This is a genomic window from Solibacillus cecembensis, assembly GCF_050272495.1.
Lineage (GTDB): Bacteria > Bacillota > Bacilli > Bacillales_A > Planococcaceae > Solibacillus > Solibacillus cecembensis.
On record NZ_JBNNMF010000013.1, the window covers coordinates 19,058 to 32,567 of the forward strand.

Annotated in this window: 12 protein-coding genes and 1 pseudogene; all 13 read left to right on the forward strand. The window is 31.1% G+C overall.

All coding sequences use genetic code 11. The features are described 5' to 3' along the window. Positions 1-40: 40 nt before the first annotated feature. The 13 genes and pseudogenes from ACQKIH_RS12675 to pseC all read left to right on the forward strand — a co-directional run bounded on the left by ACQKIH_RS12675 (position 41) and on the right by pseC (position 13,459). Entirely contained in the window at positions 41-853 is an 813-nt protein-coding gene (locus ACQKIH_RS12675; protein WP_427766507.1) for a flagellin N-terminal helical domain-containing protein, read from the forward strand. A 112-nt stretch (positions 854-965) separates the two neighbouring features. After that, entirely contained in the window at positions 966-2,666 is a 1,701-nt protein-coding gene (locus ACQKIH_RS12680; RefSeq protein ID WP_427766509.1) for a motility associated factor glycosyltransferase family protein, read from the forward strand. 10 nt (positions 2,667-2,676) lie between these two features. After that, complete coding sequence (locus ACQKIH_RS12685; protein ID WP_427766512.1) at positions 2,677-3,021, forward strand: hypothetical protein; 345 nt, start codon at positions 2,677-2,679, stop codon at positions 3,019-3,021. Next, complete coding sequence (locus ACQKIH_RS12690) at positions 3,021-4,232, forward strand: motility associated factor glycosyltransferase family protein (RefSeq protein WP_427766514.1); 1,212 nt, start codon at positions 3,021-3,023, stop codon at positions 4,230-4,232. The genes ACQKIH_RS12685 and ACQKIH_RS12690 overlap by 1 nt, the downstream gene beginning before the upstream one ends. A gap of 109 nt (positions 4,233-4,341) precedes the next feature. After that, positions 4,342-5,313, forward strand: a complete 972-nt coding sequence (gene pseB / locus ACQKIH_RS12695) for a UDP-N-acetylglucosamine 4,6-dehydratase (inverting) (protein WP_427766517.1) — start codon at positions 4,342-4,344, stop codon at positions 5,311-5,313. Between the two features lie 60 nt (positions 5,314-5,373). Further along, complete coding sequence (locus tag ACQKIH_RS12700) at positions 5,374-6,555, forward strand: ATP-grasp domain-containing protein (protein WP_427766519.1); 1,182 nt, start codon at positions 5,374-5,376, stop codon at positions 6,553-6,555. Positions 6,556-6,583: 28 nt separating this feature from the next. Beyond that, positions 6,584-7,261: a class I SAM-dependent methyltransferase gene (locus ACQKIH_RS12705; RefSeq protein ID WP_427766522.1), complete on the forward strand. Its 678-nt coding sequence runs from the start codon at positions 6,584-6,586 to the stop codon at positions 7,259-7,261. Positions 7,262-7,278: 17 nt separating this feature from the next. Further along, positions 7,279-8,625: an FAD-dependent oxidoreductase gene (locus ACQKIH_RS12710; protein WP_427766524.1), complete on the forward strand. Its 1,347-nt coding sequence runs from the start codon at positions 7,279-7,281 to the stop codon at positions 8,623-8,625. 19 nt (positions 8,626-8,644) lie between these two features. Continuing rightward, on the forward strand, positions 8,645-9,685 hold the full coding sequence (locus ACQKIH_RS12715; protein ID WP_427766526.1) for an N-acetylneuraminate synthase family protein: 1,041 nt from the start codon (positions 8,645-8,647) through the stop codon (positions 9,683-9,685). Further along, a complete protein-coding gene (locus tag ACQKIH_RS12720; RefSeq protein WP_427766528.1) occupies positions 9,682-10,638 on the forward strand; it encodes a hypothetical protein in 957 nt (318 codons plus the stop codon). Before ACQKIH_RS12715 ends, ACQKIH_RS12720 begins: the two co-directional genes overlap by 4 nt. Then, on the forward strand, positions 10,638-11,372 hold the full coding sequence (locus ACQKIH_RS12725) for a cytidylyltransferase domain-containing protein (protein WP_427766531.1): 735 nt from the start codon (positions 10,638-10,640) through the stop codon (positions 11,370-11,372). The genes ACQKIH_RS12720 and ACQKIH_RS12725 overlap by 1 nt, the downstream gene beginning before the upstream one ends. 254 nt (positions 11,373-11,626) lie before the next feature. Then, a pseudogene (tnpA, locus tag ACQKIH_RS12730) lies at positions 11,627-12,051 on the forward strand (IS200/IS605 family transposase). A gap of 265 nt (positions 12,052-12,316) precedes the next feature. After that, positions 12,317-13,459, forward strand: coding sequence for a UDP-4-amino-4,6-dideoxy-N-acetyl-beta-L-altrosamine transaminase (gene pseC, locus ACQKIH_RS12735; RefSeq protein ID WP_427766533.1), 1,143 nt, complete (start codon positions 12,317-12,319; stop codon positions 13,457-13,459). Positions 13,460-13,510: the final 51 nt, after the last annotated feature.

The window sequence follows — 13,510 nt, forward strand, 5'->3', positions numbered from 1 at the left end:
AAGGATGTCGGGAGAAAAAACATTCAAGGAGGAATTCCAAATGAGAATTCAACATAACATTTCAGCTTTAAACACACACCGTAACCTTTCTTTCAACAACACTCAAGCTTCTAAAAACCTTGAGAAATTATCTTCAGGTTACAAAATCAACCGTGCTGGCGATGACGCTGCTGGTTTAGCAATTTCTGAAAAAATGCGTGGACAAATCCGTGGTCTTGATATGGCTACGAAAAACGCTCAAGATTCAATCTCTTTAATCCAAACTGCTGAGGGTGCTCTTAACGAAACACACTCAATTTTACAACGTATGCGTGAATTAGCAGTACAATCTGCGAACGATACAAACGTAACTTCTGACCGTGCAGATTTACAAAAAGAAATTAACGCACTTTCTGAAGAAATTACTCGTATTGCAACTGATACAGAGTTCAACACGCAAAAATTATTAAACGGTTCATTTACAGGTAAAGTATTCCACATCGGTGCTAATCAGGACCAAAAAATTACTTTATCTGTTACTACAATGACTGCAGCAAAATTAGGCGTATCAAAAGTTAGTATTTCATCTCAAGATGGTGCAAACACTGCTATCACAACAATTAACGATGCTATCACAAATGTTTCAAAAACACGTTCAGATTTAGGTGCTGTTCAAAACCGTTTAGAGCACACAATCAACAACCTAGGTGCAACATCTGAAAACTTAACAGCTGCTGAATCACGTATCCGTGATACAGATATGGCGAAAGAGATGATGGGCTTCACGAAGAACAACATCTTAATGCAAGCTGCACAATCTATGCTAGCGCAAGCTAACCAACAACCACAAGGCGTATTACAATTATTAGGTTAATTCCTAATTTAGTTAAGACGTACTCGTAATAAATAGGAATCCATTCGATTAATTGAATGGATTCCTTTATTTTTTTACTTTTTTGTCGATATAAAAGTGGAGGTGAATGCATTTGTCTAAATATCATATTGAATATTTACCAACTAAAAATAATTTAAAAACAATAGCTGTTAATGGATTTTTATTACATAGTAAATACGATCCTATACAAGAGTCAAAAAGGATTGTGGAGAAAGAATATGAACCAAATTTTGTACATGTAGTTTTTGGCTATGGTTTAGGTTATATTATTGATGAATTGAAAAAAAAAATAAACAAAAAAGAAAATTTAATTGTTATCGACCCCCTTTACAAGGAATTTATAGATGTTGCAATAAATGAGGAAGATAACTTTACTTTTGTAGAGGAAATAAAAAGTGAAGCTATTGAAAGTGCTATAATCGCTTCACTAAAAAACTTTAGTGTTAAATTAAAAATTATATGTTCTCCAAACTATGACAAAGTTTTGCAAGAAGGATATTTACAAGTTTTGGAGACTATTAAAAAAATTCAAAAGCTTAATCAAGTTGCAGAAAATACAACGAGAAAATTTGCTTTTGATTGGCAAGAAAATTACATTCAAAACCTATTGCAAACATATAAGAATCATTCATTAGTGGAGTTGAAACAACGATATAATTATCCAGTTGTTATTGTTTCAGGAGGACCATCTTTAAAAAAGCAAATCCCGCTACTAAAAAATATTAAAGATAATATTATAATGATAGCCTCAGGATCTACTATTAACTCCTTATTACATTATGATATAGAGCCTGATTATATAGTATCAATAGACGGTGGTAATGCGAACTACAATCATTTTAAAGAAATTGGTGATATTAAATCCAATCTAATTTTTGGATTTAGTAGCCATTATAAAATACAAGAGGAGTTTCCGAACACTAAATATGCTTTATTAGATGCAGGTGATAGTGATTTTAAAAAATATATAATGGGTAAATTTGATATAGATGTCCCACTTATTGCGGGAGGTGGTTCGGTAGCAAATTTTGCATTTACTGTAGCTTGCTATATGACAAAAGGACCGATTGCTCTTATTGGACAAGATTTAGCTTACACGGATAATAAAACCCATGCAGAAGGTAATAAGCATTTATTTATTATCGATGAGACATATAAAAAAAGGCGAGGAATGTTTGAAGTAAAAGGATATTACAATGATGATGTTCTTACTGACTATGCTTTTTTAACTATGAAAAATGATTTTGAAAGACTCAATAAGCAAATTGAGCATCCCTCACCTATATTTAATTGTACAGAAGGTGGGGCAAAGATTGAAGGTATGGATCAACTTCCATTCGCAGAGTTTTGTAATTTATTTATTCGCAAAGAAAATATAAAACAAAGTATTGATTCTCAGCCTAAACCTATTGATTTTAATGTATTTGTTAGTAAAATGCAGGATGAACTCGTAATTTATAATAAAATTATTACTGAGCTTCAAGTTGCCCTAGCTAAATTACAAAGAAATAAATCAAATTCTGTATTTGACAAAGATATTTTGAAGGAATTGGATAGGGTAGATAAATCAATCAAGAAAAATAAATCAAAAACGGCAATGAATCATATATTTGATCCAATTACAATGGACGTTCTTGGTAACTATGAACCGATGCCTAATGAAAGTAGTTTAGAAACTTTTACAAGAGTATTCAATCAAAATAATGAACTTTATTCAAGATTATTAGAAGCCTTTGAATTTTCAAAGGATTATGTTTTAAATGTAATTAAGAATACAAATAAATTAATGTGAGGTTTTAATAATGGAAGATATTTTAAATGAAACAATCTTAAGTTTTAATGATTATATTGAAAGAGTACCGAATGGTTGCATGACGATTGTAAATATTCTTCGCGATGATCGTATTGCCGAAGCACTTACTTACATCCGTGACTTTTCAGAAGGGGCTAGCTGGCTCATGGAAGCAAGCGAATTATTAAAGAAAAATAATGTGTCTATTCAACTTGATATGACAAAAATTATAGAATATTTAATGGAAATAAATGAAGGGCTGTCAATTGAGGATTACAATTTAGTTGCGGATATTTTTGAATATGAAATTGCTCCATTTTTTTTAGAGATAGATACAGGGGCTTTTAAAAATTAATGCTATTTGAAAAAATCATGGCCCGCGATGGGAATGCTACATTAACAGTAAATAATATTCTATTGTATAGTAAATATCGGCCATTAGTAGAAGTGGATAAATTTATTGCTAACGAATATGATAACAATGCTACAGGATATTTATTAATCGGGTTAGGTTTGGGGTACCACCTGCATTCCTTAATAGAACTAGTGGGAGAAAGCAAGCCAATTTTCGTATATGCCTTGGATTATAAAGAAATAGAATTATATCGAACGAGTGAGTTTTATGAGGAATTACCAAATAATATAGTTATTACAACGGATATAAAAAAAGTTGCTATTCATAGGGAATACCAACCCATTATACCGCATGTTTGGCTACAAGTAATGGATAAAACACATCCCCTTTATTATTTATTAATGGATATAAAAGCGAAGCAGATGTCATATAAACGCTTCTCGCCAATGATGGAAATAAATTTTTATGAAAACATTCAACAAAGTTATCTTAAAATACAAAATTTAAAGGATCATTTAAAACAGAATAAAATAGCCTGTCTAATTTCTAGTGGTCCATCTTTAAATGATACGAAAAAGTGGTTAGAGGCATGTAAAGACAGGGCATACCTATTATGTGTAGGTTCAGCATTGAAAGTAGTTTTGGAGGAAGGTATTGTTCCAGATGGGGTAATTATATCCGATTGTCAACCAACTATTTTTAAACAATTAGAGAGCTCGGGATATACAGGAGACCTCTTCTTTTTAAGTACGGCAGATTTTAATACAGTAAGAGCACATGGTGGAAATAAGTATCTGTTATTACAAGAGGGATATGATCTAGCAGAACAATATGCGAAAGAATCAAGCCATCCCTTGTTAGAAACAGGCGGATCAGTAGCTACAACAGGTTTTAGTTTGTTGGAATACTTAGGATTTAAATCAATCGTCCTTTTTGGTCAGGATTTAGGGTTTGCAAATAAGTATACCCATGCAAATAATTCTACGTCAGGTAGAGAGGTAATCGTAGACGGGGATTTTATTGAAATTGAGTCTAACAGTGGTAAATTTATAAATACCTTGCCAAATTTAAATAGTTATTTAATGTGGTTTAATCGAAAATGTAGATTAAGTGAAAGCGACATATATAACACAGCAGAAGAAGGCGCAAAAATAAATGATGTTCCATTGCTAAATGAACAACAAGTTTATGAACTTATGAAAAACTCATAAATATATGAGTTTTTCTTTATTTTTATTAATATTATCCGATAGAAACGATAGAGACTTACATATATATAAAATATAATACGTAGTAATATAGATTGGGGTAAGAAGAGAGATGAATATTTTAGAAGGTAAAACAGTACTTGTTACTGGTGGTACAGGCTCTTTCGGTAAAAAGTTTATCCGAAAAGCATTAACACTTGGTGTAAAGAAAGTCATCGTTTTTAGCCGTGATGAGCTAAAACAATATGAAATGAAGCAAGAGTTCCAAGATGAACGCATCCGTTTCTTTATTGGAGATGTGCGAGATAAGGATCGTTTATATCGTGCATTTGATGGTGTAGATATTATCATTCATGCAGCTGCAATGAAGCATGTTGATGCGTGTGAGTATAATCCATTCGAAGCAATAAAAACAAATATACATGGTGCACAAAATATTGTAGAAGCTGCAATTGATCGTGGTGTTGAAAAGGTAATTGCGTTATCAACAGATAAAGCATGTTCGCCAGTAAACCTATACGGTGCGACAAAGCTAGCATCAGATAAATTATTTGTAGCAGCCAATGCTTATGTTGGAGAAAAGAAAACTCGATTTTCAGTAGTACGCTATGGTAATGTAGTCGGCAGCCGAGGTAGTGTTGTACCATTTTTCAAAAAAATTCGTGAAACAGGAGTTGTACCAATTACTGACGGGCGCATGACACGCTTTTGGATTACGTTGGAGCAAGGTGTCCAGTTTGTATTAGACAATTTAGAACGTATGCAAGGCGGCGAAATTTTTGTGCCGAAAATTCCGAGTATGAATATTATGGACTTGGCCAAAGCTATTGCACCAGAATGTGACACGAAAATTGTAGGAATTCGCCCAGGGGAGAAATTACATGAAGCGATGATTATGGAAGATGATGCGCGACATACGTTAGAGTATCCTACATATTATGCAATATTACCTGAGCTATCTTGGTGGAAAAAGGGAAATGGTGGCCAAGGTAAGCCTTTACCAGAGAGTTTTTCTTATACAAGTGATAATAACAAAGAGTGGTTAACAATTGAGCAACTTCAACAATTAATAATTAAAATTTAAGCTTAATTGAAAATACATGTTTGCTAACTTTTAATTGACTGTGGTTAGGGGAATTTATTCATGATAAAAAAAGTACTTGCACTTGGGCTAACGAGAGAACAGTTTGAAGGAATAAAGTATGCTAAAAGTAAAGAATTATATATCATTGGAATAGACAGAAACTTACCAGAAGATATAAAAGCATATATAGATGAATACTATAGAATAGATTTAAAAGAAGAACAAAAAATAGTCGAATTAGTTAAGAATATGGGAATAGCATTTATTATTCCATCTACTATTGGGCATTTATTAACCACGGTTGGGGCAGTAAATGATGCATTAAATTTGCCTGGAATAAACAAAGAGTGGGCAAATAATTTAACAAATAAAGAAATTTATAATAATTTATTAGTTAAAAAAAAGTTATTTACTCCGACTAAGAAAATAGTATTCAAACCAAATTTAGATAATGTTATTGAACTAGTTCATAAAGTTGGATTACCTTGTATTTTAAAACCTGCCAAAGGTTCTGGGAGTCGGGGAGTAATTACTATTTCAAAGGAAAATGAAATTGAAACAGCGGTAAATTATTCTTTAGATGCGTTATTTGTAAATGAGAAATTAATAATAGAAGAGTTTGTTAGTGGAGAAGAATTTGGTGTGGATTTTCAAATAATATCAGGAGAAATTAAAGTATTAGCAATGAGATGGAAAATTTTGACTGAATTGCCTTATAGACAGGAAATAGGTTATATCTCTGATAATAATACCGAATTGATTTTAGAGGTACAAAAAAAATTAAAGGTTCTTTTTGAGGAAGCACCCCTAAAAATTATAAGTTTAGGGCATGTAGACATGATTTTAAATGAAAAGAATATATTTTTTATTGAGATGTCTTTAAGACCAGCCGGTTTAGGAATTACATATAATTACTTACCAAGTATTATTGGATACAATCCTATTGAAAGATTAATAGATTATTTAAAAGGAGACAATTTAAATAAGTATTCAGTAAAAAATTCAAATTTTGTAGGTTTATTTTTTTGGGATTTACCAATGGGGAAAGTGAGTAATATTAAAAGAGAAAGTTTAATTAATGTGGAAATTTACAAATTGAATTTAGAAATAGGTTCTGAAATAAATAAAGTAAGGACTGGTAATGATATTTTTGAAAGGGGATTTTTTATTCTTGAGGCTCAGTCAAAAACAGCATTAGTAAAAAAAAGAGAAGAAGTATTGAGTAGTATAACAGTTAAATAATAATCAAATTGTGAAAGAGGTTATTTTCTTGAGAAATATTGACGAACTGAATGTGTCAGCATGGACTAAAGAAATAAAAAAAAATGTAATGCTTTATCCAAACGAGAGAGTTGTTGCATTTTTAGGGAGAAATTATAAACCTATAGATAATAATAGCAAAAGGAAAGCATTGGACATTGGTTTTGGATCGGGTAGACATTTAAAATTATTATTAGACTATAACTTTAATACATATGGAACTGATTATAGTGAACAATGTGTACAAGTTGCTAAGGAAGTATTAGGGAATAATTCTTTATTACATGGTTTATATAATAAATCATTTGAAGAACTAGAATTTAATAAAGAAACCTTTGATGTCATACTATTTTGGGGAGTTGCATTTTTAAGGCCACTTTCAAAAATGAAAAGTGATATGGAATCTATTTATAAGCTACTTAAAAAGGGCGGTAAAGCCATCATTAACTTTAGAACTACAGAAGATGATATGTATCAAAATGGACAAAAAGTCGAAGAAAATACGTTTATTTTAGATGAAACTTTTATTGATTATGAGAACATGGTATATACATTCCTATCACTTGATGATGCTAAGTCTTTAGTTACAGATTCTGGGTTTAAAATTATTAATATTGAACGAGATGATTATTGGAAGAATAATTTACAACAAAAAAATAGTTGGTGGGTATTTACGTTAGAGAAGTAAAAAATGGGGTGTTGTAATTGGGAAAAGAATCTATAGTTATAGTTGGCGGTGGAATAGTAGGTATTTTTTCAGCGTTATATTTAAAAAAAAAATATTCGAAAGTAGTTTTAGTTGACAAAGGCATTTTGGGTGGACTATTGAATTCTTACAATGAGAATGGGACAATGTTTGATTTTGGTACACATATTCCTATGGATGTGATGAATCTTGAAATAGATAAAATATTGTTCGATAGTATCTCTGAGGAAAATTGGGAAATTTTTAATGATTTAAAGGTAGCCAATTATTTTTTAGGAAAGCTAGATACTAATACAGTATATCCTGATTTAAGGAAATTTGATGAGCAAGTTTTTTATAATTCTTTTCATCAGTTACTAGTAGCTAATGGATTTGATATGAATAACGATGTAAATTTAAAAGATTATTATAGTTCTAAATTTGGAGAACTAATTTCAGAAAATGTATACAGGAAAATAATTTATAAATTCACAGGAAAGAACTTAGAAGAGTTACACTATAAAAACAGTAGATTATTTGATATTAATCGAATAGTTGTGGGTGAAAATACTCTAACAAAAAAATTAAAGCAAATCCCTGAATATGACGATGTAATTGCAGAAGTAAAATATGATACAACAAATTCAATTAGAAAAATGTATTACCCTAAAAACAACAAGGGTATAGGACTGTGGATAGATAATCTAAGAAATAAATTACTTCAAAGTGAAGTAATAATTAAAGAATATAACAGTTTAGCAGCTATAGAAAATATTGATTCACAAGTAAAGAAAATAGTATTAGAAGATGGAGAGGTAATTCATACTAACCATTTAGTTTGGTCTTTACCGACCTCTTTATTAATGAAAGCTTTAAGAGTAAATAACAACAAAGAAAAAAGAATAGAATTTAGAAAAACACTCTTAATTAACTATCAATTTGATCGTGATTTTTTAGTTGAAAGTCATTATATAAATTGCTTAGATAATAAATTTAAAAGCTTTAGAATTACTTTATACCCTAATTTAACTCAAACCTTAAAGGAAAAGGAGATTTTTAACTGTACTATTGAATTGTTTCTTGATAATTCCGAAGAAATGTCAGATATATATTATGAAGTGGTTGCGGAGGAATTGCTAAAAATGGGGGTTATTTCAGTTAACCATAGGGTAATAAATAGATCATTTTCAGTAATTGGTAACGGATTTCCGATTTTAAATCGGAAGTTTATGGATGAAGAAACTGAACGAAGAGAATTTATCGAAAATAATTATAAAAATATTGTATTAGTCGGAAAAGCAAATATTGAAAATTTCTTTATGCGAGATTCATTGTTAGATACATATCATCAAATTAATAAATTATAAGAACTTCAGGGAGAAAAACATGAAAATTGGTAATTATAAAATTAATTCTCAACATCCGACTTTTATTGTCGCTGAAATTGGAGCTAATCATAATAATGATTTAGGTTTAATAAAAAAAACTATTGATGCTGCTGCAGAATGTGGTGTGAATGCGGTTAAATTTCAAACTTATACGTCCAAAGAATTGCTTTCAGATTACGAAAGATTAATTACTTATGGAGATAAAAATCAGATAACAGAACCAATTGGAGAAATGTTTGATAAACTTTCACTAAAAAGAGAGTGGCATGAGGAAATTTTTGAATATGCAAATAGTAGAGGTTTAGTTGCATTTTCAACACCGTTTAGTATAGACGGGGCATCTTTTTTAAACGATTTAGAAGTACCTTGTTTTAAAATCGCCGCTTCAGATGTGAACTTTTTGAAAATGTTGGAGTATGTTGGTTCTTTGAATAAACCTGTAATGCTATCTTTAGGTAAATGTACTATTGCGGAAGCAGATGAAGCAATAACAACTTTGGAAAAAGCAGGATGCTCTGAGCTTGTAATTATGCACTGTGTTGCCCAATATCCATCGCCAATGGAAGATATGAATTTACGTATAATTGAAACTTTAAAACTACAGTATCCGGATAAAGTCATTGGTTTTTCAGATCATACTACTGGAGTCACTGCAGCTATTGGAGCAGTTGTTCTTGGAGCAAGAGTAATTGAAAAGCATTTTACTTTAGATAAAAAATTAGAAGGACCAGATCATTGGTTTAGTATGGATCCTTCAGAGATGAAGGCATTGGTTTCTGCAATTCGTGATATTGAATTAGCTTTAGGTAGTTCTCGTAAGATGGTAGCAAAATCTGAGGTTAAAGAACGTGAAACTTCAATTCGATCAATCGTATTAAAGAATAATCTAAAATGTGGAGATAAAATTGCAGAAAGTGATTTGAAATTTACTAGACCAGGTTGGGGGATAGCTCCTAGCGATTTAGAAAAAATAGTTGGTTTAGCAGTCAACCAAGATTTAGAGAGACATACAGTACTTGAATGGAAATACTTTAAATGATTATATTTTTCACGATACTGACTAAAAAATCAGGTATGGGAAATTATTTTAGAACTTTAGAGTTGTATAATCAAACTAAATCGAAAGAATACTGTGAGTTTTATCTTTATACAGAAGAAGAATTTTCGGGATTTATAGATGAATCAGTAAAAGTCTGGGATAAATCGATATATTTAAATACGGTAATTAATAGTGAACAAAAAAATATATTAGTGTGTGATTTACCTTATATTGATTATGAATTTAATGATTTTCTTACTAATAATTTTGATTTATTAATAACTATCAATGATGCAACTATAGAGGAAATCCAGCCAAATTATTATTTTAATACAGATATGCTTATTAAACCACCAAAAAATGTAATTAGTTATTTAGGATTACAATATCAAATAATTAGAAGTGATTTAATAAAAAATGAAATACAGATGAATAAAATTCAAACAATAGGTGTGATGTTTGGGGGATCTGATCCAGATAATTTAACATTAAAGTTTATTGTTGAATTGTCTCAAAGTAGAAAACTTAAAGATTTTAATTTTAAAATCATCGTTCCTTTAAATAAAAAAGTTGAATTTGATAATATAGTTAGAAAATTAAAGGTGACAAACATTCAAATTATTTCATCCCCTGATATGGTGGGATTTTATTTAGAGATTAATGGAGTTATTAACATGGGAGGAATGTCTACTTACGAAGCGATGTATGTAGGTATTCCTGTTTTTTCTGTTGAATGGTCATATATGGATAAGTATGTAAAAAACTTAAGTGTAAAAAACTTAATAATCAATTTAGGTAAAATTGAAGATTCAATTAAAAGCTTAGAAAACAGTTTAAATACACTTCCTATAGAGAAAATACGGTTAATGGTATCAAATGCATCTAGAGTTATTGATGGATTAGGTAGCTCTAGAATAGTTAATAAAATTATTGAAATAAGTAGGGGACTTTAATGAAAATCGGGGTTATTATCCAAGCGAGGATGAAATCGACTAGATTACCGGGGAAAGTGTTAATGAATCTAAATGAAAAAAAAGTACTTGAATGGGTAGTTGAAAGATGTAATAAAATTAATAATATCGATGGAATTGTTATTGCTACTTCAGATCAACCTGAGGATGATTTAATTATGGAGTGGTGTAAAAATAATAATATAAATTATTTTAGAGGTAGCGAAACAAACGTTTTACAAAGATTTATTGATTGTGCAGAACAATATAATTTTGATTATATAGTAAGGGTAACTTCAGATTGTCCATTTTTAGACTATGAAATAGCAAATGAAGTTGTAAATTTAGCATTGATGGACCCTAACTTTGATATATGGGCAATAAAAGAAAACTGGACTAGAGGTCTAGCTATTGAAATAGTCAAATTAAACGCATTGAAGAAGATAGTAACATTTACTGATGAAGAATTATATAAGGAACATGTAACATTATATTTATATGGACAAAAAGATAAATTTATAAAAAAAGATTATTATGTACCTATAGAAAGAAGATTTCCCCAATTTCGTTTAACAATAGACACATTGGAGGATTATAAAGTATGTAAATCTGTTGCTCAAAAATTTGATGATGTCTCTGTTAGTTGCAAAGAAATTTTTAAATATTTAGTTGATAATCCTAAGATATCAAAAATTAATAGTAATATAAATCAAGAGATTGTCTCGGGAAATATCTAAGTTATATATTGAATAAAAATTTACAACTGATTTAAACCAGATAAAAAATTTAACAGTTCCTTTACAGAATAGTACCTATGGCTCGAGAAGAAATTTCGATTAGCGATGCATTAGATTAAAGTTAAGTAATTATTAGAACACTTTAAAGCTATCTTTTTAATTTCCGAATGCGTGATCTAACTCCACCGTCTCTAGACGATATAAACTTTTAGCCTTCCCTTTTCTGGTCTTTACTTAAAGAGTGAGGTGGTTGTATGGACGGTTATAGAAAATACAGTCACGCGGTGCATGACATAAAGTACGATGTAATATGGGTCACGAAATATAGATACAAAATATTGAGTTGTCCAATTGCCATAATAGTAAGGGAATTAATAAGATAGGGTTGTGAAGCAAGGAGAATTATTATTTTGCGAGGAATTGTCGGTAAAGACCATATTTATTTATTACTATCATGCCCACCAAGTTTAGCACCGAGTAAATTCTTACAATACTAAAAAGGCAGGTCGTCAGGTTTGTTCCAAGATGAATTCCTAGAAAAAAACGATATTGGGATCAATAACTATGGGCTAGAGGGTACTTTTGTGTAACTATTGGTAAAGTAACGGAGGAAATAATAAGGAATTATATTGTGAATCAATTTGATGAGGGGAGTGAAATCTTTAAAATTGAAGAATGAGTTTAATCCATATTCAGTGTGTTTAAGCATAAGTGCTTTGAGAAGGACTTCAATCTTTAATACCGACTTAAGTCAGAGACATTTATGTAAACAACCACCTGATCTGGTAGGTGGTTGTTTACATTTTTACTTCTAAAAGAATGAAGAAATTACTGCCATCAATCAGTGAAATAGATCAACTATTGGTGAATATGTTCATGTGTTAGAAAAAATTAAATTACATTAGTCTACTATTAGTATATATATTTTGAAATGAGGAATCAAAATGATTGAATTTATTTCATACGGTCGCCAAAGTTTAGACGAAGGAGATATCCAAGCGGTTATTGACACATTAAGTTCGCCTAATTTAACACAGGGACCGAAAATTGCAGAGTTTGAACAAGTGATTGCAGAATATGTAGGAGTAAAATATGCAGTTGCCTTTTGTAATGGGACAGCAGCTTTGCACAGTGCTTGTTATGCGGCGGGGATTGGTGAAGGGGATGAAGTAATTACGTCACCAATTACTTTTGCAGCCAGTGCTAACTGTATCCGCTATGTTGGTGGGGCAGTTGTATTCGCGGATATTGATGAGGAAACATACAATATTGACCCAATGCAAATTCGTGCCAACCTTACCGAAAAAACAAAAGCAATTATTCCAGTGGATTTTACAGGTCAGCCAGTTGATATGGATGAAATTATGAAAATTGCCCGTGAACATAATTTAGTCGTGATTGAAGACGGTGCTCATTCGTTAGGTGCAACATACAAGGGGCGTAAAGTTGGTACATCCGCTCATATGACCATGTTTAGTTTTCATCCAGTAAAGCCTGTAACGACAGGTGAGGGTGGCATTATTGTAACAAATGATGAGCATTATTATAAGAAACTATTAAAATTCCGTAGCCATGGTATCGAACAAGTCCCTTATGCACAAGAAAAAGGTGGCTGGTATTATGAAATGACGGAACTTGGCTACAACTATCGTATGACGGATTTACAAGCTGCTCTTGGTGTTTCACAAATGAAAAAACTTGATACGTTTATTGAACGACGTCAAGAAATTGCAAAATTGTATACAGAAGCATTGCGAGATGTAGCTGGAATTATTTTACCGAAACAACTTGAGCAAACAGAATCAGGCTGGCATTTGTATATGATTCAATTAGAAAATGCCGACCGTAAGCTGGTATTTGATGCGATGCGCGCGGCAAATATTGGTGTGCATGTGCATTATATTCCAGTTTATTGGCATCCCTATTACCGTGAGTTAGGTTATGAGAATGGACTTTGCCCAGTGGCAGAAGCATGGTATGAAAAAGCACTGACATTGCCGATACATCCCCGATTAACTGATGAGCAAGTAAGTTATATTATAGAGACGTTGGTAATATATTTAGAAGCCCATCAAAAAATAGTTTGAGATTTAGCTGAATATTAATTTTGAGGAAAAATCCTGGCGAGAATAGTTATT

Coding starts and splice junctions, on each gene's coding strand:
- ACQKIH_RS12690 (WP_427766514.1), top strand. CDS start 3,021: ATGCTATTTGAAAAAATCATGGCCCGCGATGGGAATGCTACATTAACA.
- ACQKIH_RS12700 (WP_427766519.1), top strand. CDS start 5,374: ATGATAAAAAAAGTACTTGCACTTGGGCTAACGAGAGAACAGTTTGAA.
- ACQKIH_RS12725 (WP_427766531.1), top strand. CDS start 10,638: ATGAAAATCGGGGTTATTATCCAAGCGAGGATGAAATCGACTAGATTA.
- pseC (WP_427766533.1), top strand. CDS start 12,317: ATGATTGAATTTATTTCATACGGTCGCCAAAGTTTAGACGAAGGAGAT.
- ACQKIH_RS12675 (WP_427766507.1), top strand. CDS start 41: ATGAGAATTCAACATAACATTTCAGCTTTAAACACACACCGTAACCTT.
- ACQKIH_RS12715 (WP_427766526.1), top strand. CDS start 8,645: ATGAAAATTGGTAATTATAAAATTAATTCTCAACATCCGACTTTTATT.
- pseB (WP_427766517.1), top strand. CDS start 4,342: ATGAATATTTTAGAAGGTAAAACAGTACTTGTTACTGGTGGTACAGGC.
- ACQKIH_RS12685 (WP_427766512.1), top strand. CDS start 2,677: ATGGAAGATATTTTAAATGAAACAATCTTAAGTTTTAATGATTATATT.
- ACQKIH_RS12720 (WP_427766528.1), top strand. CDS start 9,682: ATGATTATATTTTTCACGATACTGACTAAAAAATCAGGTATGGGAAAT.